The sequence below is a fragment of the Streptomyces sp. NPDC057474 genome (assembly GCF_042802555.1).
Taxonomy (GTDB): Bacteria; Actinomycetota; Actinomycetes; order Streptomycetales; family Streptomycetaceae; genus Streptomyces.
The window spans coordinates 1-25,199 of the sequence record NZ_JBHVDX010000094.1; the positions used below are offsets into that span (position 1 = coordinate 1).

The window sequence follows — 25,199 nt, forward strand, 5'->3', positions numbered from 1 at the left end:
GTCGTAAGGGCTGCGAGGACTACGCCTCGAACACCTCACGCACCAACTGCTCCTGCTCCGCCTGGTGCCGCTTCGCGGAACCCACCGCCGGCGACGAGCCGTGCGGGCGGGAGATGCGGCGCAGACGCTCGCCGTGCGGAACGTCCGCGCCGACCGCGAGGTCGAGGTGGTCGATCAGGTTGAGGGCGATGAAGGGCCAGGCGCCCTGGTTCGCCGGTTCTTCCTGGGTCCACAGGTACTTCTCGGCGTTCGGGTACTTGTTGACCTCCGCCTGGACCTCGGCACCCGGCAGCGGGTAGAGGCGCTCGATGCGGATGATCGCCGTGTCCGTGACGCCGCGCTTCTGACGCTCGGACTCCAGGTCGTAGTAGACCTTGCCGGCGCAGAAGACGACCTTCCTGACCGCGTTCGGGTCGACCGAGCTGTCGCCGATGACCGGGCGGAACTCGCCGCTCGTGAACTCCTCCGCCTTCGACGCGGCGGCCTTGAGGCGCAGCATCGACTTCGGGGTGAAGACGACCAGCGGCTTGTGGTGCGGGTTGTGCACCTGCCACCGCAGGAGGTGGAAGTAATTCGACGGCGAGGTCGGCATCGCGACCGTCATGTTGTTCTGCGCGCACATCTGGAGGAAGCGCTCCGGGCGGGCGGACGAGTGGTCCGGGCCCTGGCCCTCGTAGCCGTGCGGGAGCAGGAGGGTGACGCCGGACGTCTGGCCCCACTTCTGCTCCGCCGACGAGATGAACTCGTCCACGACCGTCTGGGCGCCGTTGACGAAGTCGCCGAACTGGGCCTCCCACATCACCAGGGACTCGGGACGGGCGAGCGAGTAGCCGTACTCGAAGCCCATCGCCGCGTACTCGGAGAGCAGGGAGTTGTAGACGTTCAGCCGCGCCTGGTCCTCGGAGAGGTACATCAGCGGCGTGAACTCCTCGCCCGTCTCACGGTCGATGATCACCGCGTGACGCTGGCCGAAGGTGCCGCGCTGCGAGTCCTGGCCGGCCAGGCGGACCGGGGTGCCCTCAAGGAGGAGGGAGCCGATCGCGAGGGTCTCGCCCATGCCCCAGTCGATCGTGCCGTCCTCGACCATGGCCGCCCGGCGCTGCAGCTGCGGCAGCAGACGCGGGTGGGCGGTGATGTGGTCCGGGACGTTGACCTGGGACGCGGCGATGCGCTTGACGGTCTCCGCCGTGATCGCGGTGTTCACCGCGACCGGGAAGCCGTCCTGTGGGTCGTGGACCTCACCGGACGTCGGCTGCGAGGTGGCCTCGCGGACCTCCGTGAAGACCTTCTCCAGCTGGCCCTGGTAGTCCTGGAGTGCCTGCTCGGCCTCTTCCAGGGTGATGTCGCCGCGACCGATCAGCGACTCGGTGTACAGCTTGCGCACCGAGCGCTTCTTGTCGATCAGGTCGTACATCAGCGGCTGGGTGAAGGCCGGGTTGTCCGACTCGTTGTGACCGCGGCGGCGGTAGCAGATGAGGTCGATCACCACGTCCTTGTTGAACGCCTGGCGGAACTCGAAGGCCAGCCGCGCGACGCGGACCACGGCCTCCGGGTCGTCGCCGTTCACGTGGAAGATCGGGGCCTCGATCATCCTCGCCACGTCCGTCGCGTACATCGACGAGCGCGAGGACTCCGGGGCGGCCGTGAAGCCGACCTGGTTGTTGATGACGATGTGGACCGTGCCGCCGGTGCGGTAGCCGCGCAGCTGCGACATGTTCAGGGTCTCGGCCACCACGCCCTGGCCCGCGAAGGCCGCGTCGCCGTGCAGGGCCACCGGCAGGACGGTGAAGTCCGTGCCGCCCTTGTTGATGATGTCCTGCTTGGCGCGGGAGACACCCTCGACGATCGGGTCCACGGCCTCCAGGTGCGAGGGGTTCGCGACCAGGCTGACCTTGATCTGCTCGCCGTCGAGGCCCGTGAAGGTGCCCTCGGCGCCCAGGTGGTACTTCACGTCGCCGGAGCCGTGCATCGACTTCGGGTCGAGGTTGCCCTCGAACTCGCGGAAGATCTGGGCGTACGACTTGCCGACGATGTTCGCCAGGACGTTCAGCCGGCCGCGGTGGGCCATGCCGATGACGACCTCGTCGAGACGGGACTCCGCCGCCGAGTCGATGACCGCGTCGAGCAGCGGGATGACGGACTCGCCGCCCTCCAGCGAGAAGCGCTTCTGGCCGACGTACTTCGTCTGCAGGAAGGTCTCGAAGGCCTCGGCCGCGTTCAGGCGGCGCAGGATGCGCAGCTGCTCCTCGCGCTCCGGCTTGCTGTGCGCGCGCTCGATGCGGTCCTGGATCCAGCGGCGCTGCTTCGGGTCCTGGATGTGCATGAACTCGACGCCGGTGGTGCGGCAGTACGAGTCGCGCAGCACGCCCAGGATGTCGCGCAGCTTCATCAGGGACTTGCCCGCGAAGCCGCCGACCGCGAACTCGCGTTCCAGGTCCCACAGGGTGAGCCCGTGCTCGGTGATGTCCAGGTCGGGGTGCTTGCGCTGGCGGTACTCCAGCGGGTCGGTGTCGGCCATGACGTGGCCGCGGACCCGGTAGGAGTGGATCAGCTCGAAGACGCGGGCGGCCTTGGTGACGTCGTCGTCGTGGCTGGCGTCGATGTCCTTGAGCCAGCGGACCGGCTCGTAGGGGATGCGCAGCGCCTCGAAGATCTCGTCGTAGAAGCCGTTCTCCCCGAGGAGGGAGTTGGCGACGACGCGGAGGAACTCGCCGGAGGCGGCGCCCTGGATGACCCGGTGGTCGTAGGTCGACGTGAGCGTCATGACCTTCGCGATGCCGAGCTTGTTCAGGGTGTCCTGGCTGGTGCCCTGGAACTCGGCCGGGTAGTCCATGGAGCCGACGCCCATGATGACCGACTGGCCGGGCATCAGGCGGGGCACGGAGTGGACGGTGCCGAGGCCGCCGGGGTTGGTCAGGGAGACCGTGACACCGGTGAAGTCGTCCATCGTCAGCTTGCCGTCGCGGGCGCGGCGGACGATGTCCTCGTAGGCCTGCCAGAACTCGAAGAAGTTCAGCGTCTCGGCCTTCTTGATGCCCGCGACGACCAGCTGGCGGTCGCCGTTGGGCTTCACCAGGTCGATGGCGAGGCCGAAGTTGACGTGCGGCGGCTTGACGAGGGTGGGCTTCCCGTCCTTCTCCGCGTAGTGCCAGTTCATCGACGGCATGGCCTTGATGGCCTGCACCATCGCGTAGCCGATCAGGTGCGTGAAGGAGATCTTCCCGCCCCGGGCGCGCTTCAGGTGGTTGTTGATGACGATGCGGTTGTCGAACAGCAGCTTCACCGGGACGGCGCGCACGGACGTGGCCGTGGGCAGCTCCAGGGAGGCGTTCATGTTCTTCGCGACCGCGGCGGCGGGGCCGCGCAGCGTGATCAGCTCCGGGCCTCCGGCGGACGCGGCGGGCGCGGCCTGCTTCGCCGGGGCGGCAGCCGCCGGCTTGGCGGGCGCGGCGGCCGCGGGCTTCGCGGGGGCCGGGGCCGGGGCAGCGGCGGGCTTCGGAACCGCCGGTGCGGGCGTGGCCGGGGCGGCCGGAGCAGCCTGGGCCGGGGCGGCGGGCGCCGCGGGTGTGGTGGTCGCTGCGGCCCCCGTGGCCGCAGTGCTCGCCGGAGCCGAGGCGGCAGCTGCGCCTGGCTTGTAGTCGGCGAAGAAGTCCCACCAGGCTCGGTCTACCGAGTTCGGGTCCTGGAGGTACTGCTGATAGATCTCGTCGACGAGCCACTCGTTCGGACCGAAGGCCGCTGCGGGGTTCTTACCCGCTTGGTCTGCGTCGGTCGAGATGCTCGAGTTACTGGGGGACTGTGGCGACACGGCGGCAACCGCCCTCTTCCGCTTCACAAGGTGATGGACAGCGGGAATTAAGGCTACGCCCCCGTGACGGGGAAGGTCAGGCCGAGTCCGCTCTTCGTCGTGTAAGTCACATCGGAAAGCGTGTTTCGGGGGTGGAAATGGCGGGAAACAAGCGAGGTTCCGGTCTGGAACGGGTGTGGGGGGCGCGTGGCGGGCATGCGTCGGGTGGGGCCTGCGGGTATGTGCACGCGGCCCTCTGCTCGAACGCACCTGATCACACGTGTCCGGCTGGGCGGATCTGCCGTGGATCTTGTGGCTCCGCTTCGAACTTTACGTCAACTTGGAAGAGAAGTAAGCCCCGGGAGGATGAGCGATATTCGGCAACGGTGGGGGGATTCAGCCAGGTCTGATGTGGGTATCGCGTGATTTTTCGCCCCCGCCGCCCCTACCCGTCCCATCCCGTACCGGGGGGCTGCGCCCCCAGACCCCCGAATGAGTGGGTGGGTGTCGGCCGCGGGTCGTGTGGGGTTGCTCGCGCAGTTCCCCGCGCCCCTGAAAGCCTGCGGTTGCCCCGCGGCGTCGAGGAAAGCCTGCCGTGGCCCGTGGCCCGTGGCCTGAGGGAAGCCTGCCGTTGGCCTCGGCCCTGAAGCCTGCGCTCCCCCTCGGGTCTGAAAGCCTGCGCTTCGCCTCGGACTTGGAAGTCCGTGTCCTCAGACCTGCACCTGTACCGGGCGTTGGCCGCCCTGTGCCGACACCCCCGGCAGGACCACCTGGATGCGGCAGCCCTTCGGGGACTCGGCGACGCCGATGCGGCCGCCGTGGAGGTCCACCGCCCAGCGGGCGATCGCCAGACCCAGGCCCGTGCCGCCGTCGCTGCCGGGGCCGTGGGGGGAGCTGACGGCGCCGCGGTTGAAGCGTTCGAAGACGCGGTGCCATTCGGATTCGGGGATGCCGGGGCCCTCGTCCAAAACTTCGAGGTCCAGGGACTCGGGGGTGGGGCCACGACGGGCCTTCACCGTGACGCGGCCGTGCGCCGGGCTGTGCTTGACCGCGTTGTCGATGAGGTTGGCGACGACCTGGTGGATGCGTTCCGGGTCCGCGTTCGCGGTGAGCTCCGGCGGATGGACGTCCAGATGCAGGTGGACGTCCGTGCGGGTGTGGTTGCCCGAGCCGGAGGTGATGCCGCCGCGGGCGGAGGAGACCATCTGGGCCTCCTTGAGGACGCCCGAGAGGTACGGCCAGACCTCGAAGCGGCGGCGGCGGAGCGGGACCACCCCGTTGTCCAGGCGCGAGAGGTCGAGCAGGGTCTCCACCAGGCGGCCCAGGCGCTCCGTCTGCTTCAGGGCCGTACGCATCGTCTCGGGGTCGGCCCGGGTGACGCCGTCGACGATGTTCTCCAGGACCGCGCGGAGGCCGGCGATGGGGGTGCGGAGTTCGTGGGAGACGTTCGCCACGAGCTCCTTGCGCTGGCGGTCCTGGGCCTCCAGCTCGTCGGCCATGAGATTGATCGTGTGGGCGAGGTCACCCAGCTCGTCCCGTCGGTTCTCGCTGACCCGGCGGGTGTAGTCGCCGCGCGAGATGGACCGGGCGACCGCGTTCATCTCGTCCAGGGGGGCGGTGAGCGAATGCGCCACGAACTGCGTAATCAAGAGCGTGGCGATCATCGAGAACACCGTGATGAAGCGCAGCTCCGTCTTGGTGTGCACCGCGATCATCGACAGTCCGGTCGTGATCAAAACCGAGATGACGACGAGCGCGCCGAGCTTCGTCTTGATCGAGAAGGGACGCAGACCGCTGAGCGGTCCCGCGCCCTTCCGTGACTGTGAGCCTCCGAGATTCCGCGACCTCGGGTCACCGACTCCACTCATGACGCCACCAGCCCCCTGTGCCTACGTGCCTGCGTATGCCCTGCGCACGCGGTGCGAGCACGGGTTCAGGGATTCGGGGTCTCCAGGGCGTACCCCACACCGTGCACCGTGCGGATCCGCTCCGCGCCGATCTTCCGCCGCAGCGCCTTGATGTGGCTGTCCACGGTCCGCGTCCCGGACGCGTCCGCCCAGTCCCACACCTCGGCGAGCAGCTGCTCGCGCGAGAGTACGGCACGCGGGGTGTTCGCGAGACATACGAGGAGGTCGAATTCGGTGGGCGTGAGGTGTACGTCCTCGCTGCGCACCCGGACCCGGCGCTGCGCGTGGTCGATCTCCAGCTCGCCGAGGCGCAGGATGCCCGAGCGCGGCGTGGTGGCGGCCAGCGCGGCCCGCTCCACCCGGCGCAGCAGGACGTGCACGCGGGCGGCCAGTTCACGCATGGAGAACGGCTTGGTCATGTAGTCGTCGGCGCCGACGCCGAGCCCGACCAGCATGTCCGTCTCGTCGTCCCGGGCGGTGAGCATCAGCACGGGGACGGGCCGCTGGGCCTGGACGCGCCTGCACACCTCCAGGCCGTCGAAGCCGGGCAGCATGATGTCGAGGATCAGCAGGTCGGGCTGCCAGGCCTCCGCGGTGTCCACCGCGGCCGGTCCGTCGGACGCGGTCTGTACGACGAAACCCTCGGCGCGCAGGCGGGCCGCGATGGCGTCGACGATCGTCGGGTCGTCCTCGACCACGAGCACCCGGCGCTGTGCGCCCGGAGTCGCTGTGCTGCTGCTGTGGGTGGTGTGTGTCTGCTCCATCGCCCGCCCCTGTGTTGCTTTCCGGAATCCGTGGGGTGATCCCTTGACTACGCATGGCTGCGCATGACTGCGATTGACGCTTGAATGATCGGCGTCAGGCAAGCAGGGTACGGGCAGTCACCGCACCAGGGCTATCCAGGTCGGACCGCAAGGTGCACCACGTCCGGAACTCCTCGGGCAACCGGGATCTCTTCGGTACGCACCTGTTGGAACCCGGCATTCCCCAAGGTTTCCTCGAATTCCGCAGAAGGCTGCGCCGACCACACGGCAAGCACCCCACCTGGCCTCAACACCCGTGCGCAGCTTGCCAGTCCGGGCGGTGAATAGAGGCTCTCGTTGCCCTCGGAGACGGTCCAGTCGGGCCCGTTGTCGATGTCCAGGCAGAGCGCGTCGAACGTGGCGGATGTCTCATTGACGTACTCGACGAGATCGGCTTCGACGATGTCCGTACGGGGGTCCGCGAGGGCTCCCGCGGACACCGTGGCCAGCGGTCCGGCACGGTGCCATTCGATGACGGAGGGTTCGCGTTCGACAACTGTGATCGGACCCCAGCGCGGATCCGCGGCGGCATGCGCGAGCGAGAAGCCGACACCCAGACCCCCGATCAGCACACTTGGCCGCAAACGGCCGGGCAGCGCGTCGAGGGCGGCGTCGACCAGCAGCCGCTCCGAGCGGCCGTTCGAGGTGTCCATCAGGAAGCACCCGTTGGCGATGATCTGCAACAGCTCCCCGTGCCGCCGCAGCACGACCTCGCCGTAGGGGCCCTCGCGCCGGTCGATGACTTCGGGTTCGTCGGTGATGGGCATCCGCCCATCCTTACGTGTCCGTGGCGCGAGGGCGGCCGAATTGAGGCGGCCCGGCGACGGCGCGGTGACGAATTGGCGTGATCGGAGCACGACTTCAGAGCGCCAGGCCGTGGCCGTACGGGAAGACCGGGTCCTCGGTGTCGTTGGGGACGTCCGGGCGGGACCCTCCACCGCAGCCATGGAACGCGGCAGTTCGAAGGGCAGCCGGCCCTCGGCCCGGGCCCGACCGAAGGCGACGTCGAGCAGGGCCGCGTCGCACGCCCCGTGGTCGGCGACGAGGGCGGCGGCCTTCGCGGCGATCCGGGAGCACGGCGGGCCGCTCCAGACTGACGCAGACCAGCGTGGGCACGGCCTCCAGCAGCGCCAGGATCTCCTTCAGCCGCTCCTCGCCGAACGCCAGCGACCCGGAGTGGAAGAAGGACTCGAAGAACCCCGGCCGTTCCTCGTACGGCGTGCGCAGCCGCACCACGGCCACGTCCGCATGGGCCGGATCGGCCACGACGTTGCCGTACAGGGACGCCGTCTGCGCGCCCACGCCCTCGACGTGCAGGTTCGGGCGGTCGGTGAGCGGGGGGAGGGAGTGGTTGGTCAGGACGGTGAGCGAGCGGCGCTGGGCCGTGTCGCCGAGGACCGTGAACTCGCTCGCGCCGACGGTCTCCTCGGCTCGGTCCGGGTCGACCCAGCGCTTCTCGAAGAGGCCGAGCACGAACTTCTCGCGCAGGAGACGGCGTACGGAGGCGTCGATCCGTTTCTCGGAGATCCGGCCGGAGCGAACCAGCTCGACGATCACCTCGGGGCACTGTTCGCCGCCGAACCGGTCGGCGCCCGCGTTCAGGGCCTTGGCCGCGCGTTCGGCGACGGTGAGGTGTTCGACGCCCCAGGCGCGGGCCTCGCGCATGCTGTGAATCGTGTCGAGGGTGGCGGGGGGTTACAGACAGGGGCGTACCGGGGCGTCGAGGGTGAGGTGAAACGGAGGGAGCGCTTCACCTTGGATGCCCCCGAGACTGTGGAGCCCGTCGAGACCGAGGCGGGTGCGGCACGGGCCGACGCGACGCCGTCGGCGACCGGGCCGGTCCTCGACGGCATTCCGCGGCAGCCGGGTTCGGCGCCAGCGGGGGTGGCGGAACAGGAGCGGAATCAGGAGCGCGAACAGGAGCGGGAGTCTGCGGGGCTCGAACGGTGCGCGCCCGCCGGGTTCACCCCCTTCCCGTGGATTTGCCGGTGCGGTTGGGCCCGGCAGTGCCTCGCCGCTGCCCTCGGCCATGGCGCGGACGCGGTGGCTGTCACAGGGAGCGTCGTCCTCGGGGGAGGGCGCGCGCCCATCGCTCATGGCCGCCCCACGAACTTCGCGCTCGTCAGCGGCGCCTCCACCCTCCACCCCAGCGACTCGTACAGCGCCCGCCCGTCCGGCGTGCCTCCCAGCACCCCCACCTCCGCGCCCTGTTCGACCGCGGCCCGGGTGAGGGTCCGCATGACGACCGTGCCGAGGCCGCGGCGGCGCTGGTCCGGGGACGTCTCTATCTGGTCGACCACCGCCGTCGCGCCGGTGGCGGCGATCTGGCCGCGCGCGGCCCAGGAGCCGTCCGGCGCGGCGACCATCACCCGGGTCACGCCACCGCACGACCAGGTGCGGAGCCGGTAGCCGTCGGGGACGGAGGCCGGGGCCTCGTGCGCCCTCAGCCGTACGGACATCAGACAGCCCGGCTCGGGGTCCACCCACCAGCCCTCGCCCAGCCAGGGGGTCACCTTCGACGGCTCCGCGAAGACCTTGAGCCAGATCCCGGCTCCGGTGACGGCGTCCGCGACCTTCCGGACCACCGCCTCCTCCACCTCGTCGTTCGTCGCCGAGAAGACATGGCGGGTGACGTGGTGGGCCATCCCCATGTCCACCGTGCAGCCCCACGGCTCGACCGCCGGAGGCGCCGCGCCACGCGACACGATCCAGCCGTCGACCCAGGCCCGCACGATTCCGTCCACTGCAACCCCCGTATGTAGGTAATAGATGAGATAGCAAAGAGACTATTACATCGATCGCGGTGGGCGCGACCCCCCGCCGGTGTGCCCCTTCCAGGGCGGGTGATCGCCCACAGCGAACAGCCCGCCTCCGAGGGAACATTCCTCGGCTCATGTGCATTGAGTCGGCATAGCTCAACTTGACTGCCTAGGGAGAGATCATGGCATCGACGTCCGCACCGCTCACCCTGCCCGTGCTGCCGCTCGACGAGGAGGTCGTGCTGCCGGGAATGGTGGTGCCACTGGACCTCAATGACACGGATGTACGGGCCGCGGTGGAGGCCGCGCAGGCGGCGACGCGGGCGGAGCCCGGGAAGCCGAAGGTGTTGCTGGTGCCGCGGATCGACGGGGCGTACGCGAGCACGGGTGTGCTCGGGACCGTCGAGCAGGTCGGACGGCTGGCCGACGGCGATCCCGGGGCGCTCATCCGCGCGGTGCGCCGGGTGCGGATCGGGGCAGGGACCACCGGGCCCGGCGCCGCGCTGTGGGTCGAGGGGACGGGGATCGACGAGAACGTGCCGGATCCGCTGCCCGGGCAGGTCGCCGAACTCGTCAAGGAGTACAAGGCACTTGCCACCAGCTGGCTGCGCAAGCGCGGCGCCTGGCAGGTCGTGGACCGGGTGCAGGCGATCGATGACGTGTCGGCGCTCGCCGACAACTCCGGGTATTCGCCGTTCCTCACCACCGATCAGAAGATCCAGCTCCTGGAGACCGGCGACCCCGTCGCCCGGCTGAAGCTCGCCACCCAGCAACTGCGTGACCACCTCGCCGAGCAGGACGTCGCCGAGACCATCGCCAAGGACGTGCAGGAAGGCGTCGAGAAGCAGCAGCGCGAGTTCCTGCTGCGGCGGCAGCTCGAAGCCGTGCGCAAGGAACTGCGCGAGCTGAACGGCGAGCAGGACGGCGAGGAGTCCGACGACTACCGGGCGCGCGTCGAGGCCGCCGATCTGCCGGAGGCGGTACGGGAGGCCGCGCTCAAGGAGGTCGACAAGCTGGAGCGGTCGAGCGATCAGTCGCCCGAGGGCGGATGGATCCGGACCTGGCTCGACACCGTTCTTGAGCTGCCCTGGAACGAGCGGACCGAGGACTCGTACGACATCCGGGGCGCCCAGCGGGTGCTCGACGCCGAGCACGCCGGGCTGCAGGACGTGAAGGAGCGCATCACCGAGTACCTCGCCGTGAGGAAGCGGCGTGCGGACCGGGGACTGGGCGTCGTCGGCGGGCGGCGCGGCGGTGCCGTGCTCGCCCTCGTCGGGCCGCCCGGCGTCGGCAAGACCAGCCTCGGGGAGTCCGTGGCGCACGCCATGGGGCGCAAGTTCGTCCGGGTCGCGCTCGGCGGCGTACGGGACGAGGCGGAGATCCGCGGGCACCGGCGTACCTATGTGGGCGCCCTGCCCGGTCGTATCGTCCGGGCCATCAAGGAGGCGGGCTCCATGAACCCCGTCGTCCTGCTCGACGAGATCGACAAGGTCGGCTCCGACTTCCGGGGCGACCCGGCCGCCGCGCTGCTCGAAGTCCTCGACCCCGCGCAGAACCACACCTTCCGGGACCACTACCTGGAGGTCGAGCTGGACCTGAGCGACGTCGTCTTCCTGGCTACGGCCAACGTCCTGGAGGCGATCCCCGAGGCGCTGCTCGACCGGATGGAGCTCGTCCGGCTGGACGGGTACACGGAGGACGAGAAGGTCGTCATCGCCCGGGACCACCTGCTGCCGCGGCAGCTGGAGCGGGCCGGGCTCGGCGCCGACGAGGTCGTCCTCGACGAGAGTGCGCTGCGCAAGCTCGCCGGGGAGTACACGCGCGAGGCGGGCGTACGGAACCTGGAGCGGTCCGTGGCGCGGCTGCTGCGCAAGGTCGCGGCCCAGCACGAACTGGGGCATCGGAAGCTGCCGTTCACCGTCACCGACGGGGACCTGCGCGGGCTCATCGGGCGCCCGCACCACGTACCCGAGTCGGCCCAGGACCCGGCGGAGCGGCGGACGGCCGTGCCGGGCGTCGCGACCGGCCTCGCGGTCACCGGCGCGGGCGGCGACGTGCTGTACGTCGAGGCGTCGCTGGCCGACCCGGAGACGGGCGCGGCGGGGCTGACCCTCACCGGCCAGTTGGGCGACGTGATGAAGGAGTCCGCGCAGATCGCGCTCTCCTTCCTCCGCTCGCACGGCGCGGAGCTGGAGCTGCCCGTCGCCGACCTGAAGGACCGGGGTGTGCACATCCACTTCCCGGCGGGCGCGGTCCCCAAGGACGGCCCGAGCGCCGGCGTCACCATGACGACGGCCCTCGCGTCGCTCCTGTCCGGCCGGCTCGTCCGCACGGACGTGGCGATGACGGGTGAGGTGTCGCTGACGGGGCGTGTGCTGCCCATCGGCGGGGTGAAGCAGAAGCTGCTCGCCGCGCACCGGGCCGGGGTCACGACGGTCATCATCCCGAAGCGCAACGAGCCCGACCTCGACGACGTCCCCGCCGAGGTCCTCGACAAGCTCGACGTCCACGCCGTCACCGACGTCCGCCAGGTGCTGGAACTGGCACTCGCCCCGGCGGGGGTGGTGGAGGTGCCCGTGGCCGCGTGATCTCGGCGCGGCGGTTCCCCAAGGCTCCGGTGGTGGTGTGACGGACGCCCACCGGACGGGTGAAGGCCCGGGTCCCCGAGAGGGAGACCCGGGCCTTTCCCGTGGGTGGAAGGAGGAAGGGGGGCGGGCCGACGCGTGCGGAGGAGCGGGCAGGCGGGCGCGCGTGTGGAAGCGCGCGGGGGCGAGGCGGTCGGTGTCGGCCCGTGGCTGCGAAATACTGAACGGCGCCGCCCGCCACGGCGGCCCTGGCGGAAACTTTCACGAACCCGGAATCGGAATCAGGAGCACTGACGTGCACGACGAGGGCGGAAACGGCGACGGCCGCGGTGTCGGAACCGGTATGCCGACCGGTGGTATGGACCAGGCGTACCTGGCACTGGAACGGGAGCTGACGGTCCTGCTGCGGCGGGCCCGCGCCAAGTCCGGGGAGATGGCCCGGGCCGTCCACCCCGACCTGGAGTCCGCCGCCTACGGCCTTCTCGCCCGCCTCGACGAGGCCGGCCGCCTCCGCGCCACCGAACTCGCCGCCTACATCGGCGTCGGCAAGGCCACCATGTCCCGTCAACTCCGCGCCCTGGAGCACCTCGGCCTCATCGCCCGTGAACCCGACCCCGCTGACGGCCGCGCCTGGCTCGTCCACCTCACGGAGGAGGGCCGGGCCCGCTTCCGGGCGGTCCGGGACGCCCGACGGGTCGCGTACGTACGGCAGCTCGCGGGGTGGGACCGGGACGAGGTGGCCCAACTGGCGCGGCTGCTGCACCAGCTGAACCGGGGGGTGGAGAGCTGAGCGGGGGAGGGGCGGCCCTCACAGCTCCACGAACACCACGCTCGCGTCGTCGTGCGTCTTGGCGCGTCCCAGGAACTCACGCTCCACATCGGTGACTTCGAGTTCCCGCACGCGCTGCACCAAGCCGTGCGCCCCCGCCTTCCGTACGAAGGTGAGGCAGTCCGTCCAGTCGCCCTCGCGGAACTTCTCCACCCACCGGCTCGCGCCGTCCGTCAGTGCGACCAGTGAACGGACCTCCTCGCGGGGGACGGTTCCCGTCACCGCCCGTGCGGCCACGGCGGGATCGGCGGCCGCCGTCCAGAAGCCGCCCTCCTTGTTCCGGACGGTCGAGTCGGCGATCGCGGCCGTGGCCAGGGAAGCCCGGGGCAGCAGGGACAGACGGTCGTCCAGTACGGCCGTCACCGTGCCGTCCGGTCGTTCGAACAGCAGGGCCGAGTCGGACAACACCAGGTACTCCACGGCCGTTGACGACCAGCGGGCGAGGACCACTGTGGCCTGTGGGGTTCGTGGGTGAGAAAGGTCACAGGTTTGGGTGTGGGCTCGGACGGTACGAGAAATGGCCTGTGAGAGCACGTCGGGCAACGGCGCATCCCGCTCCGAAACGGACAGTTCGGTCAGGGTGCCGCCGAGGTGGGAAGTGAACCATGCGACTGAATGTCGACAGCCGTAGTCGACGGGCGGCGGGGTCACGCCGTCGAGGAGGACGAGGGCACCGCCCTGTCCCCCCGCGGGAAGGGCTACCGCCGCGAAGTCCTCGTTGGGGCGGAGGGGGGCGCCGGGCTCCGAGGCGAGTTCAGTGCGCATTCGGCCAGTCTGCACGAGCCCTCCGCGAGATCCGTGAAAGGCCGACAAGGGTTGCCGTACGACCCGGACCCTCCAGACGGGGCGCCGGGTTTGGCATGGAATGATCGTGAGCGGTGAAGCGCGGCGGCGAATACTGTCAAAGCGCGTCGCCGACGTCCAACCGGTCCGCTGTACGGGGCAACGGCACGAGCCGGAGGAACTTGCCCGTCAACTCCCTGGGGATGTTCACTCCTTCGGGTGGCGGGACTGATGATGCGGGACCACTGCCCACCGGCACTGGGAGGGTCGGGAGCCGTACCGGGGGGACGGCTGTATTCGACTAATTGACGGATCGTCACCCGGGCTAATGGGTAAACGAGTCAGGAATGCGAGCACCGGTGCAGAAGACGCGGCCTCGGCGCGCAGGCAAGCAGGCAGCTTCGAAGGCCTCCGCGGCCTCCCCGAACCAACAGGGGACGGCACAGGCGCAGGCCCCCGCCGTCGGCACCGGGCGGAAGGCGCGCGTACGCAACCGGCTCATCGTCGCCGTGGCCGTCGTGGCCGCCGCCATAGCGGGCGCGGGGGCGCCCTCGATCCTCGCGGCCTCGGAGCAACTGCGCGACACCCAGAGCCTGGTCACGCTCGCCGGGCGGACCCAGGAGACGCTCACCCTCGCGCACGCGCTGGCGGACGAGCGGGACGAGGTCACCGCCTACATCGCCGCCGGGCGGCCCAAGTCGGCCGCGCCCAGCAAGCAGCGCGGTGACCGCGTCGACACCCAGGTCGAGGAGCTGAGCGCCGACACCGGCACCTCCGCCGCGATGCGGGAGACCATCGAGAGCGCCGAGTCCATCGCCGGCGTACGGGAAGCGGCGCTCTCCGGGAAGAGCACCGCTCTCGAAGCGCACACGGCGTACACCGCCGTCGTCACCGAACTCCACGCCCTCGCCGAGGAACTGGCCGAGCAGTTGCCGCCCCGCGCGGGCGGCGGCGGCAGTACTCACGCGCTCGCCGAACTCGACACCGCCGTCCAGCAGGCCGCCGCCGCCCGCGGTCTGCTCGTCGCCGCGCTCAGCGTCCCGACGACCACCCAGACGGTCATCGACCCCACCACCGGGCTGCCCACCACCACGACCGGCGCCTCGGCCGCCGACAAGAAACAGCGCGACGCCCTCAGCGCCGCCGCCCAGCAGGCCCGCGTCCGCTCCGACGCCGCCCTCGCCCACTTCCGCGAGACCGCGCCCGCCGCCGGCCGCTCCTCGTACGACGCCACGGTCACCGGCCCCGAGGCCGACACCGCGGACACGTACCTGACGGACCTCACCGACCTGCCCACGCTCTCCGACAGTGAGGCGGGCACCAGCGCGAAGAAGGTCGGCGCGGCGCTCTCCGCCCGCGTGGACCTGATGCGCGGCGCCGAGTCCTCGCTCTACGACCGGCGCACCAAGGACCTCGCCCAGCTGCGCGACGAGGACGTCACCGCGCTGGAGATCCGGATCGCCGTCCTCGGCGCCCTGATGCTCCTCGCCGTCGGCGTCGCCACCGGCATGGCCCGGTCCCTCACCCGCCCGCTCGCCGTCCTGCGCATCGGCTCCGCCCGCGTCGCCGGCGACCCGGCCACCGAGGAACCGGTCAAGTTCACCGGCCGCGACGACGAGTTCGCCCAGGTCGTACGTTCCGTCAACGCGCTCCACGCGCACGCCCTCGCCCTGCACGAGCGGCTCGCGCCCCTGGAGGGCGACCGCAAGCACCTCATCGGCCAGCGCCGGACGATGGCCGACGACCGCGACCGACTGCGCGCCGAACTCGCGGAGGCCACCGCCCACCTGACGAAGGTCCAGCACAGCGTCCATGCCACCTTCGTCAACCTCGCGCTGCGCACCCTCGGCCTCGTCGAGCGGCAGCTCGCCGTCATCGAGTCCCTGGAGGAGCGCGAGCAGGACCCCGACCGGCTCGCCACCCTCTTCAAGCTCGACCACTTCGCGACCGTCATGCGCCGCCACAGCGAGAACCTCCTCGTCCTGGCCGGCCACGAGCACATCCAGCACCACGCCGTACCCGTCCCGCTCGTCGACGTCGTCCGCGCCGCGGTCAGCGAGATCGAGCGCTACGAACGCGTCCGCATCGCCGCGCTGCCGCCGGGCGCGCACGTCGCCGGGTTCGCCGCCGACGACCTCAGCCATCTCCTCGCCGAACTCCTGGAGAACGGCACGTCGTTCTCGCCGCCGGAGATGTCCGTCGAGGTCTCCGGCTGGCTGATGGAGAACGGCGAGATCACCCTCTCCGTCCAGGACGGCGGCATCGGCGTCGCCCCCGACCGGCTCGCCAGGCTCAACTCCCGCCTCACCGACTTCGACCCCGAGGCCCCCTACGAGCAGGAGGACGGCCAGGGACTCGGCCTCGGCCTGTACGTCGTGGCCCGCCTCGCCCACCGGCTCGGCACCCCGGTCCGGCTCCAGCCGCACGGCTCGGGCGGTACGGCCGCGGTCGTCGTCCTGCCCAAGGCGCTGCTGGCCCCCACGCCCGCCGTACCGGTGGGGACCCCGGTCTCGATCACGCCCTCGCTCTCCCTGCCGGGCGTCGACGCCGAGGCCAACTCGAACGTCCTGCCCGGCCGTTCCGTCGCCGTACGCGAGCCCGAGGGCGACGGCGACCCGCTCATCGAGGCGGCCGAGCGGGCACTGCTGGCCAAGGAGACCGTGGGGACGGCCGCCGACGCCGCCGGGACCGTTGGGGCCGTCGTACCGGAAGACGACGGACCCGAGGCCGGACCCGAGGCCGGACCCGAAGCCGGACCTGAGGCCGGACCTGAGGCCGGACCTGAGGCCGGACCTGAGGCCGGACCCGAGGCCGGACCCGAAGCCGGGACCGAGTCCGTGTCCGAGACGACGATGGAGCTCTTCGCTCCGGTGGCCCCGGGGAAGGGCGCCGACGAGGACAACGGCGAGGCCATCGCCACCGACACCGCCGACGACCCGTACACGAGCGAACCCGACACCCATGAGCGTGCCGCCGACGAAGGGAACGCGGCGCGCACGGCGGAGGTGTCACGGGCCGGGACGGACGGGCCACGGGTCGAGGAGACCCCGCGCCTCACAGACAAGGGCCTGCCCAAGCGCACACCGAAAATCACCGCGCCCACGCCCACGGCCCCCCGGCCACGGGTCGGGGGCGTGAACGCCGAGGAGCTGCGCCGCCGACTCGGCGGGTTCCACCAGGGTGCCAAGGAGGGGCGTCGCGACGTCGAGGCGGAGATCGCCGAGCAGTCGGGTGAGACGCGGATGCCCGTGCCACATGAGTACCGGACAGAGGCAGTTGACACCACGGGGGGCACTTCCGAGGAGGAAAGCAGTTGACCGCGCCCATTACCTTCGGACTGAGCAGTGAAGCCCGCAACCTGCACTGGCTCTTGACCAACCTCGTCGAGGAGGTGCCGGGGCTGCTGTCGGTCGCGGTGGTCTCCTCCGACGGCCTGCTGCTGCTCTCCTCCGACCCCGGCAGAAACGCCGAGGCCCGACAGGCCCGGGAAGAGCGGCCGCAGGGCCCCCGGGGCTCCGCCGCCGACCTGGCCACCATCGTCTCCGGCATCGGCAGCCTCACCATCGGCGCCGCCAAGCTGATGCAGTTCGGCGGGGTCAAGCAGACGATGGTCGCGATGGACGAGGGCAGCCTCTTCGTGATGTCGATCAGCGACGGCTCGCTGCTCGGCGTGCACGGCGCCCCGGACTGCGACATGAGCGTGGTGGCGTACCACATGGCGCTCTTCGTCGGCCGCGCCGGCCATGTCCTCACCCCGGAACTCCGCAGCGAACTCCGCAAGTCCCTGGAGACCGAGGCGGCCGGGAGCAGCCGATGAGCGGCCAGAAGAAGAGCGCGGCGGGCGCCCCCGAGCCCGGCCCGGCGAAGCGCCCGGCCGCGCCGAAGGGCGCGAACAAGCTCCCCGTGCGCGGCGGCGACCGCAAACCCGCCCGCGTACGCCCCTATTCGCTCACCGGCGGACGCACCCGCTTCGGCCACGTCCTGCTCGTGGAGACGTTCGTCGCGGTACTCGAAGCCCCGGCCGAGCGGCGCGAGTTGCCGAATGGTTCACTCAACACCAAGGTGATGCCCGAGATGCGGGCCATCGTCGAACTCTGCCGCCGTATGCGGACGGTGGCGGAGATCGCCGCGCTGCTGAAAATGCCGCTCGGCGTGGTCCGCGTCCTCCTCAGCGATCTCGCGGACCAGGGAAAGATCCGTGTGTACGGAACAGGTCACGGACCGGGACAGCCGGACCGCGCTCTGCTGGAAAGGGTGCTGAGTGGACTCCGCCGTCTCTGACGCCGCCTCGGCCGGCGTCAACCCCGACGCCTCGGCCGGCGTCACCCCGGGCGTCGACGACGACGCCCCCCGCGTCGAGGTCGACGCGGACACTCCTCGTATCGACGCGGACGCCGTGCGCGCCGGTCTCGGCTCACCCGGCGTCGACGTGGACGCGACCCCGCCCGGGGGCTACGCCCGCGCCGCCTCCCGGGGTCTCGACCGGCTCGCCGACACCGCGGTGGCCGGGCCCGGCGCGGAGCCCGAGGAGGAGCTCGAGGAGGAGCTGAAACCCTGGCAGTCCGACCTCAGCCGAGCCCCCATCGCCACGAAGATCGTGGTGGCGGGTGGCTTCGGCGTCGGCAAGACCACCTTCGTCGGCGCGGTCTCCGAGATCACCCCTCTCCGGACCGAGGCGCTGATGACCGAGGCCAGCGTCGGTACGGACGACCTCTCCGCGACGCCGGACAAGCTCACCACCACCGTGGCCATGGACTACGGCCGCATCACCCTCGACGACGACCTCATCCTCTACCTGTTCGGCACGCCCGGCCAGGAGCGGTTCTGGTTCATGTGGGACGACATGGTGCGCGGCGCGATAGGCGCGGTCGTCCTCGCCGACACCCGCCGCCTCGGCGACTGCTTCCCCGCGCTCGACTACTTCGAGAGCTGCGGACTGCCGTACATCGTCGCGGTCAATGCGTTCGACGGCAGCGTGCGGTACGAACCCGAGGACGTACGGGACGCGCTGACCGTGCCCGACCATGTGCCTGTCACGATCATGGACGCACGCAAGCGGGCCTCCGCGATGGAGACCCTGCTGGCGCTCTGCGCCCACGCGATATCCCTCAGCCCCGAGTAGTCCCTCCCAGCGGGACGCCACGGGACGCCACGGACGAACCAGGAGACCTGTCCGGATGCGGAAGATTCTCGTCGTCGGAGCCGGCCAGTCGGGGCTGCAACTGGCCCTCGGACTGCAGTCGCACGGGTACGAGGTCACACTGATGTCCAATCGGACCCCGGACGAGATTCGCGCCGGCCGGATCATGTCCACCCAGTGCATGTTCGACTCGGCGCTCCGGCACGAGCGCGACCTCGAACTCAACTTCTGGGAGTCCCAGGCCCCCAGGATCGAGGGCGTCGGTGTGTCCGTCGCCGGACCGGACGGGGAGCGTGCCGTCGACTGGGTCGGCAGGCTGCGCGGGTACGCGCAGGCCGTGGACCAGCGCGTGAAGATGGCCGGCTGGATGGAGACGTTCGCCCGGCGGGGCGGCCAGTTGGTCATCCACGGCGCCGCGGTCTCCGACCTCGACTACTTCTCCCGCGTGTACGACCTCGTGCTCGTCACCGCGGGCAAGGGCGAGCTGGTGCGGATGTTCCGCCGCGACGCCTCCCGCTCGCCCTACACCGAGCCGCAGCGCGCGCTCGCCGCCGTGTACGTGCACGGGCTGGACCCGCGCCCCGAGCACCCGGAGTTCGACGCGGCCCGCTGCAACCTGGTGCCCGGCCTCGGCGAACTGATCGTCCAGCCGGTCCTCACCACCTCCGGGCGCGCCGACGCGCTGTTCTGGCTGGGCCTGCCCGGCGGCCCGCTCGACGTCTTCGACGGCGTCCGGGACGCCGAGGAGCAGCTCGCCCTCACTCTCCAACTGATGGAGCGGTACACCCCCTGGGAGTACGCGCGCGCCACCGGGGCCGAGGTGACCGATGCGGGCGCGGCGTTGACCGGCCGCTACACGCCGGTGGTCCGGCACCCCGTCGCGCGGCTTCCCGGCGGCGGTCCGGTGCTGGGCGCCGGGGATGTGGTCGTGGCCAACGACCCACTGACCGGGCAGGGGGCGAACTCGGCGACCAAGTGCGCGGCCGTGTACCTCGCCGCGATCCTCGACCACGGGGACGGGGAGTTCGACGAGGCGTGGATGCGGCGGACGTTCGAACGGTTCTGGCAGATCGCCGGGCCCGTCACCAAGTGGACCAACACGATGTTGGCTCCGCCGGCCGAGCATGTGCTGGGGTTGGTCGGGGCGGCTGAGGAGCTGCCGGTGGTGGCGGATCGTTTTGCCAATGGGTTCGATGATCCGGCGGATTTCGAGGGGTACTTCTACGAGGCGGAGAAGACTCGGGCGTACCTTTCGGAGGTCGCCGGGGGGTAGGCGGGTAGGCGCCGTAAGGGTGCTTCCCGGGTGCCGGGTGCCGGGTGCGGGGTGTGTGTGGTTGCTCGCGCCCACGCGGCGGAGCCGTATGGCGATTACAGCCCCGCGCCCCTAAAGAACCGGGGGCTTCGGGAGGTCGAACTCCTTCAGCGGCTTGCCCTTCGGGTCCGGGCGTACCGCGCCCAGGACCGGGTTGGCGGCCACGGGCGAGACCTTGATCTTCGTGCCCTGGCGCGGGGCCTGGATCACCATCCCGTCTCCCAGGTACAGAGCCACGTGGGTGGCCTTCCTGAAGTAGACGACCAGGTCGCCGGGGCGGAGCTTGTTCAGGGGGACGCGGGGGAGTTGGGCCCATTGCTCCTGGCTGGTGCGGGGGATGGGGTGGCCCGCGCGGGACCAGGCTTCCGAGGTGAGGCCTGAGCAGTCGAAGGTCCTCGGGCCCTCGGTGCCCCATTCGTACGGCTTGCCGATCTGGGCGACGGCGTGGCGCAGGGCCTTCGCGCCGGCGCGGGTCGGCGGGCGCACCGTGCTGAGGGCGCCGGAGGTGACGGGTTCCCGCTGGGCCTCGGCCGTGGTGCCCTTCTCCAACTCCTCGATGGCGGCGAGCTGTTCGGCGGTGAGGGAGGCGAGGAGCCTCTCGATCTCGTCGAGCCGGTCGCGTACGGCGTCGCGCTCCTTCCTGCGTCGCTCGGTGAGGGTGAGCTGCCGGTCGAGGGCCGCGCGTGCCTTGCGGGCGAGCGCGTCGGTGTCCTGCTCGCTGCCGACCATCCGTTCGATCGTCTCGGCCCGGTCCTGGGCGACCTGACCGATCACATGTCCCTGCTCCAGCGCCCGGTGCGGGTCGCGGGCCATCAGCAGCCGTACGTACGGGGAGAGCGCGCTGCTGCTGTTCTGGTACTGCTGCCGGGCCAGCCGGCCGGCCGCGCCCCGGCTGTCGTGCAGGGAGAGGCGGGCCGCGGCGAGCCGCCGGTCGAGCTTCGCCACCTCGGCCCGCTGCTTCGTCAGCTCCTCATCGGTCGCGTTGTACGCCTCGGTGGCCTCCTCGGCCTCGCGGTGGAGCCGCTGGAGGTCGGTGAGGAGCTCGGCGACCGAACGGGTGTCGGGGGAGGGGGGCTCGGCGCCGGTGTCCCTGCCGGTGTCCGTGCCGGTCGCCGTCGCCGTCGCCGTCTCCGGCTCCGCGTCCGCGCTCTCGCCGGTCGGGTCCGGCTTCGCGTCCGCGTTCGCTCCTGGGTTGTCGTTGGCCGTCGGGGGTTCCGGTGCGGCCATGACCGGAGTGGGGGCCGTGGTGAGGAGGGCGCCGGTGGTGAGCGCCGTCACCGTCGCCGTACCGACCAGGCGCAGAAGCCTTCCTGACACGTCATCACCTCCGCTGCGGGGGTGGGCCGTCCACCTCGCATCGGCAGGATGGGGGAAGTGGGGGGTGGGCGCGCGCCGGGTGGACCGTTCGGCGCCCGGGTGTCACTCGTCGGTGGGGCGCGGCTTCGTGGGCGGCGTGGCGGATTGCCCGCCCGGGGAGCCGGCAGTGTCCGGGGTGTCGAGGGCGGTCGGGGTGTCCGGCTTGGACCAGGGCCGGTTCAGGCGGCGGCCGGGGTCCGCGTCGGGGGCGTACTCGTACTTCCACAGCTGGTGCATGAAGCCGCCGCGGCCGGCGTCGACCCGGCGGTAGACGAGGACGGTCGGCGGGCCGCCGGCGGCGTCGGGCACGGGGACCCGGTACGTCTTCGGGGGGTGCCCGGTGATGCCGAGCAGCACGGGCAGGACGCGCCCGTCGAGGGGGCCGCCCACGAAGGGGGTGTCTTGGCTCTTCACCGGACCAGTGTCACAGCAGGTGTGTGGCGTCGCCGACCACGGGGAGGATGCGGCGGGCCAGGGTGCCGACGGCGCCGTCGGGGGTCTCGACGGTGAGGGCGTGCCGTACGGCGGCGGCGGTCTGCGGGTCGCGGCCGGCGGTGGCGGTGAGACAGGCGACGAACTGCTCGACGAGCCAGTCGCGGAGCTCACCGACGTCCGGTTGCTTGCCCTCGTCGAGCCAGATCAGGGAGGCGGCCTCCACGGAGGTGATCCACATACGGACGGTCATCCGCAGCCGCAGACCCGGCTCGGCCACCTCCAGATGCCGCAGGATGTGATCGGCGGCGGCCCGCCGGACCCCGTCCACTATGGCCGTCGCCCGGGAGGTCTCCACGACGCTGCCGCCCTGGAGGAGGGCGCTGAAGCCGGTGTCGTGCTCGTCCACGAAGGCCAGATAGCGGTCGAGGGCTCGGGTCAGTCGGCTGGTGAGGGGTCCCTCGGCCGGCTCGTCGAAGCAGTGCTCCAGCTCCTCGGCGGCCGAACGCAGGGCCGCCTCGTAGAGCTGCTGCTTGCCGCCGGGGAAGTAGCGGTACACGAGGGGGCGGGAGACCCCGGCCGCCTCCGCCACGTCGTCGAGGGAGACGTCCTCCGGCGCGCGGTGCGCGAACAGCTCCAGCGCGGCGTCCAGCAGCTGGCTGCGCCGCTCTTCCACACTGAGTCGGCGGTACGCGCGGGTGGGGGCCTCGGACGTCATACCTCGCAGCGTAGCCGGGGGCGTGGGGCTTCTCGCGCAGTTCCCCGCGCCCCTGAATGACCAGGCCATGCGGGCCTGAAAGAGAAGGGTCCCGCGGGCCGAAAAGCCAGGGGCGCAGCCCCTGCTTTTCAGGGCGCGGGGAACTGCGCGACCAGTCCCCGCCGGACCAGTCCCCGCCGGGCCAGTCCCCGCCGGGCCAGTCCCCGCCGGACCAGTCCCCGCCGGGCCCGCGCCCGCCGACGCACCCGGACCCCCTCCCCTGACGCGCCCGGCCGAAAAGAACTACGCCAGCAACCCCGACGACCTCCACATACGGCGTCCCACACCCTGAAGGACACCGATGTCGTCCAGGAAGTCCGTCAGCCGCTTCGCCCCGGTCTGCATGATGTCGCGACGGTGCGCACTGGCCCGCACCTGGGCGACAGCCACTCGCTGGTCGAGGCCGACGTTCGAGTACACCTCGGGGTTGATGAAGGCGACGGCGAAGACGCGGGCGAACTCGCCGGAGGTGACCCGGGTGAAGCTCCTGGACAGCCGCGGGGCCGTCACCATCTGGCGGCGCAGCTCCTCACGGGCGTAGCGGACGTGCCGGGCCTCCTCGACGACATGGATGCGGGTGACGCCCCGGATGAGCGGCTGGACGCGCTCGTCGGCGAAGGTCAGACGCTGCATCCAGTCGAGGATCTCCTCGCCGAGGAGGGTGGAGGTGAAGGAGCCGGGGGTCGTCGAGATCGTCTTGAAGAGGCGGCCCAGGTTGTGGTGCAGCCGGCTCACCGGGTAGTACGGGGTGTCGCCCTTGCTGATCAGCCGGGCGAACATCTTCGAGTGCCGGCACTCGTCCTCGATCTCCGTCAGGGCATAGCGGACGTGCGCGCTGGTCGCGGCCTTGTCGTATATGTGCCGTACCAGCAGCTGCATGAGGATGATCTCGAACCAGATGCCGAGCGAGGCCAGCGCCGCCGCCTCGTGCCGGGAGAGCGCGATCCGCTGCTCCTCCGACATCGTCCGCCACATCGGCGTCCCGTACAGGGAGACCAGCTCCGGCGGCCAGAACCACTTCCCCTCCTCGAAGGGGGCGTCCCAGTCCAGCTCCTTGTCCGGGTCGAAGGAGTGCTTGGCGGACGACACGAGCAGCCGTTCGGCCACCTGCTCCCGGTCCTTGAGGAGCCCGAGCGCGTCGCGCAGCATCTCCGCCTCCGGCACCGGGTTCGTCGAGTCCACCGAGGTCACGGGGTTCACCGAGGGCACCGTAGTCATGGCTGTCGCAGCTCCTCGTGCGGAAGTTCAGGGAGTTACCGGCGGTCACCGCTTATGAGACTACCTGTCAGCAAGGCCGTCAATCCCTCGCGCGCCACTTGTTGACGACCCGTCTACCCCATGCGAGTGCGCGAAGCGCGGTGGCCGGTTCCTGACGGTGACGTGACGTGCAGTAGCGTGCTGGCGTGTCCATGCCTCCACCGCCCCAGCAGCCCCAGCCGTACGGTCAACAGCCGCCGCACCAGGGGCCGTACGGTCAGCCGTACCCGCCGCAGTCGCAACCACAGTCGCAACAGCAGCCGCAGCCGCAGCCGTACGGTCAGCAGCCGTACCCGCCGCAGCAGTACGGCCAGCCGTACCCCGCCGGGTGGCAGCCCGTGCCGCCCCCGAAGAGCCGGGTGGGCCTGATCCTCGGGATCGTCGGCGGAGTCGTCGGTCTCGTGGTGGTCGGCGCGGTGGGGCTGTGGGTCGTCGGGACGCAGAGCACGAGCGGATTCCCGGAGGCCGAGTACAAGCTGGCGCTGCCCGAGACCGTGCTGGACGGTGAGTACAAGCTGGCCCAGGACCTCTCCGACACGACGGGGCAGCAGGTGGCGGAGGAGGCGGAGGGCGCCTGGGACGCCCGCGACGTCACGGCCGCCGTCGCGCAGTACACACCGCTGGCGGACGGGGCCGAGGGCGCCCTGATCGTCTCGGGCATGTACGGCCGGTTCAAGAACACCGACGCCGCCCGCGACAACATGCTGAAGGGCGCGGCCGAGGTCGACACGATCACGGTGGTCGTGCCGCCCGAGGACTACACCCCGGACGACTCCGACCTCACCATCAGCTGCCAGGTCGTCACCCAGGAGCAGGCCGGCAGCGAGGTCACGTACCCGATGTGCGCCTGGGCCGACGGCAACACCGGGGCGTCCGTCGCGGAGCTCAGCGTGGCGAGCGTCGGGCAGGACGCCTCGGAGGTGGATGTGGAGGCCTTCGCGGAGCGAACCCTGCAGGTCCGCTCCGAGATCCGGCAGCGGATCAGCTGAGGGCGGCGTCCGCCACGACGGGCTCGGCAGCCGGTTCCGCCGGGCCCGCCGGGAACGACGTGCGCAGGGTGAACGCGTACGGCGTCGGACCGTGGGCGCGGAGGTGGAGGATCCGTTCCTCCGCCTCCGCCACGGAGGGGCGGTGGCCGACGGGGACCCACCACAGGGCGGCCGCCGCGTCGGCCAAGCGCTCGAACCACTCCCGCCTGCGGGACAGCAACTCCCTGTGCTGTCCCTGGTACATGAAGGCCGTGAGGGCGTCGGTGTCCCGCCACACCGACATGTTGATGATCAGCCACTCGTCGCCGAGGACAGGGATGTCCGTCGCGTTGCCCGAGTCGCTCTGCAGGCGCCAGACGAAACCGGCGGAGGTGTCGGCGACCGCGTTCACGGGGTCCAGGGCGTCTACGAATTCCTTCAACCGGGGGGAGTCCAAGGGGGCTTTGAGACGGGCGATGTTGACCTGGGCGAGTTGGTACGCGGCGGAAGTCATGGACCGGACG

Annotated in this window: 20 protein-coding genes; 8 read left to right on the forward strand and 12 right to left on the reverse strand. The window is 71.1% G+C overall.

Features of this window, described 5'->3' with window-relative positions:
* Positions 1-19 precede the first annotated feature (19 nt).
* The 6 genes from ACFU53_RS24970 to ACFU53_RS24995 all read right to left on the reverse strand — a co-directional run bounded on the left by ACFU53_RS24970 (position 20) and on the right by ACFU53_RS24995 (position 9,241).
* A complete protein-coding gene (locus ACFU53_RS24970) occupies positions 20-3,808 on the reverse strand; it encodes a multifunctional oxoglutarate decarboxylase/oxoglutarate dehydrogenase thiamine pyrophosphate-binding subunit/dihydrolipoyllysine-residue succinyltransferase subunit (protein WP_383996427.1) in 3,789 nt (1,262 codons plus the stop codon).
* 689 nt (positions 3,809-4,497) lie between these two features.
* Positions 4,498-5,655: a sensor histidine kinase gene (locus tag ACFU53_RS24975; RefSeq protein ID WP_383996430.1), complete on the reverse strand. Its 1,158-nt coding sequence runs from the start codon at positions 5,653-5,655 to the stop codon at positions 4,498-4,500.
* Between the two features lie 65 nt (positions 5,656-5,720).
* Complete coding sequence (locus tag ACFU53_RS24980) at positions 5,721-6,458, reverse strand: response regulator transcription factor (RefSeq protein WP_383996433.1); 738 nt, start codon at positions 6,456-6,458, stop codon at positions 5,721-5,723.
* A gap of 131 nt (positions 6,459-6,589) precedes the next feature.
* A complete protein-coding gene (locus tag ACFU53_RS24985; RefSeq protein WP_383996435.1) occupies positions 6,590-7,264 on the reverse strand; it encodes a spermidine synthase in 675 nt (224 codons plus the stop codon).
* 94 nt (positions 7,265-7,358) lie between these two features.
* Positions 7,359-8,162 (reverse strand): hypothetical protein, encoded by an 804-nt coding sequence (locus ACFU53_RS24990; RefSeq protein WP_383996438.1) that lies wholly within the window; start codon positions 8,160-8,162, stop codon positions 7,359-7,361.
* A 428-nt stretch (positions 8,163-8,590) separates the two neighbouring features.
* Complete coding sequence (locus ACFU53_RS24995) at positions 8,591-9,241, reverse strand: GNAT family N-acetyltransferase (protein ID WP_383996441.1); 651 nt, start codon at positions 9,239-9,241, stop codon at positions 8,591-8,593.
* A 197-nt stretch (positions 9,242-9,438) separates the two neighbouring features.
* On the opposite strand from ACFU53_RS24995, the gene lon reads away from it, so the two are divergent.
* Together lon and ACFU53_RS25005 are read left to right on the forward strand one after the other, a co-directional pair.
* A complete protein-coding gene (gene lon, locus ACFU53_RS25000) occupies positions 9,439-11,844 on the forward strand; it encodes an endopeptidase La (RefSeq protein ID WP_383996444.1) in 2,406 nt (801 codons plus the stop codon).
* Positions 11,845-12,136: 292 nt separating this feature from the next.
* Entirely contained in the window at positions 12,137-12,631 is a 495-nt protein-coding gene (locus tag ACFU53_RS25005; RefSeq protein ID WP_383996446.1) for a MarR family winged helix-turn-helix transcriptional regulator, read from the forward strand.
* A gap of 18 nt (positions 12,632-12,649) precedes the next feature.
* On the opposite strand, the gene ACFU53_RS25010 is transcribed toward ACFU53_RS25005, so the two are convergent.
* Positions 12,650-13,435, reverse strand: a complete 786-nt coding sequence (locus tag ACFU53_RS25010; RefSeq protein WP_383996449.1) for a protein phosphatase 2C domain-containing protein — start codon at positions 13,433-13,435, stop codon at positions 12,650-12,652.
* A 377-nt stretch (positions 13,436-13,812) separates the two neighbouring features.
* Between ACFU53_RS25010 and ACFU53_RS25015 the strand changes: the two genes are divergently transcribed.
* The 5 genes from ACFU53_RS25015 (at position 13,813) to ACFU53_RS25035 (ending at position 19,866) form a co-directional block, all read left to right on the forward strand.
* Positions 13,813-16,770 carry a nitrate- and nitrite sensing domain-containing protein gene (locus ACFU53_RS25015; protein WP_383996452.1) on the forward strand — a complete coding sequence of 986 codons (2,958 nt, stop codon included), beginning with the start codon at positions 13,813-13,815 and terminating at the stop codon, positions 16,768-16,770.
* Positions 16,767-17,270, forward strand: a complete 504-nt coding sequence (locus ACFU53_RS25020; RefSeq protein WP_383996455.1) for a roadblock/LC7 domain-containing protein — start codon at positions 16,767-16,769, stop codon at positions 17,268-17,270. The genes ACFU53_RS25015 and ACFU53_RS25020 overlap by 4 nt, the downstream gene beginning before the upstream one ends.
* A complete protein-coding gene (locus ACFU53_RS25025; protein WP_383996458.1) occupies positions 17,267-17,734 on the forward strand; it encodes a DUF742 domain-containing protein in 468 nt (155 codons plus the stop codon). Before ACFU53_RS25020 ends, ACFU53_RS25025 begins: the two co-directional genes overlap by 4 nt.
* 220 nt (positions 17,735-17,954) lie before the next feature.
* Positions 17,955-18,575 (forward strand): ATP/GTP-binding protein, encoded by a 621-nt coding sequence (locus ACFU53_RS25030; protein WP_383996500.1) that lies wholly within the window; start codon positions 17,955-17,957, stop codon positions 18,573-18,575.
* 55 nt (positions 18,576-18,630) lie between these two features.
* Positions 18,631-19,866: a styrene monooxygenase/indole monooxygenase family protein gene (locus ACFU53_RS25035; RefSeq protein WP_383996461.1), complete on the forward strand. Its 1,236-nt coding sequence runs from the start codon at positions 18,631-18,633 to the stop codon at positions 19,864-19,866.
* Between the two features lie 111 nt (positions 19,867-19,977).
* Here ACFU53_RS25035 and ACFU53_RS25040 read toward each other — a convergent pair whose 3' ends face one another.
* The 4 genes from ACFU53_RS25040 to ACFU53_RS25055 all read right to left on the reverse strand — a co-directional run bounded on the left by ACFU53_RS25040 (position 19,978) and on the right by ACFU53_RS25055 (position 23,668).
* Positions 19,978-21,222: an NlpC/P60 family protein gene (locus tag ACFU53_RS25040; RefSeq protein WP_383996464.1), complete on the reverse strand. Its 1,245-nt coding sequence runs from the start codon at positions 21,220-21,222 to the stop codon at positions 19,978-19,980.
* 102 nt (positions 21,223-21,324) lie between these two features.
* Positions 21,325-21,675 carry a hypothetical protein gene (locus ACFU53_RS25045; protein WP_383996467.1) on the reverse strand — a complete coding sequence of 117 codons (351 nt, stop codon included), beginning with the start codon at positions 21,673-21,675 and terminating at the stop codon, positions 21,325-21,327.
* A 10-nt stretch (positions 21,676-21,685) separates the two neighbouring features.
* Positions 21,686-22,411, reverse strand: coding sequence for a TetR/AcrR family transcriptional regulator (locus ACFU53_RS25050; protein ID WP_383996470.1), 726 nt, complete (start codon positions 22,409-22,411; stop codon positions 21,686-21,688).
* A gap of 282 nt (positions 22,412-22,693) precedes the next feature.
* Positions 22,694-23,668, reverse strand: coding sequence for a diiron oxygenase (locus ACFU53_RS25055; RefSeq protein ID WP_383996473.1), 975 nt, complete (start codon positions 23,666-23,668; stop codon positions 22,694-22,696).
* 191 nt (positions 23,669-23,859) lie between these two features.
* Here ACFU53_RS25055 and ACFU53_RS25060 point away from each other — a divergent pair, with 191 nt between their 5' ends.
* Positions 23,860-24,696 (forward strand): hypothetical protein, encoded by an 837-nt coding sequence (locus ACFU53_RS25060; RefSeq protein WP_383996503.1) that lies wholly within the window; start codon positions 23,860-23,862, stop codon positions 24,694-24,696.
* Here the strand turns inward: ACFU53_RS25060 and ACFU53_RS25065 are convergent.
* Positions 24,689-25,189: a DUF3291 domain-containing protein gene (locus ACFU53_RS25065; protein ID WP_383996476.1), complete on the reverse strand. Its 501-nt coding sequence runs from the start codon at positions 25,187-25,189 to the stop codon at positions 24,689-24,691. The two genes, ACFU53_RS25060 and ACFU53_RS25065, sit on opposite strands and share 8 nt — an antisense overlap.
* Positions 25,190-25,199 lie beyond the last annotated feature (10 nt).